The organism is Serratia proteamaculans (assembly GCF_946227095.1).
GTDB lineage: Bacteria > Pseudomonadota > Gammaproteobacteria > Enterobacterales > Enterobacteriaceae > Serratia > Serratia proteamaculans_E.
Genome location: NZ_CAMISV010000033.1, coordinates 1 through 365 on the forward strand (window position 1 = coordinate 1; position 365 = coordinate 365).

Consider the following 365-nt stretch of genomic DNA (forward strand, 5'->3'; position numbering starts at 1 on the left):
TCCAGGTAGCCAGCCAGTTCGATGATTTTAGCTTCCCACTCAGCTTCGCCTTCCAGTGCTTTCAGCGCTGAACCACGAACAACCGGCAGGTCATCACCAGGGAAGTCGTAAGCAGACAGAAGTTCACGAACTTCCATTTCTACCAGTTCCAGCAGCTCTTCATCATCAACCATGTCACATTTGTTCATGAATACGATGATGAAAGGAACGCCAACCTGGCGACCCAGCAGGATGTGCTCACGGGTCTGTGGCATAGGGCCATCAGTCGCAGCAACAACCAGGATAGCGCCGTCCATCTGAGCAGCACCGGTGATCATGTTTTTAACGTAGTCGGCGTGCCCTGGGCAGTCAACGTGCGCGTAGTG

At 53.4% G+C, this 365-nt stretch carries 1 protein-coding gene; it reads right to left on the reverse strand.

Annotated elements, in window-relative coordinates; translation table 11 throughout:
• The coding region (locus OC597_RS26620; RefSeq protein ID WP_262211167.1) for a GTP-binding protein at nt 1-365 on the reverse strand (365 nt) is incomplete at both ends.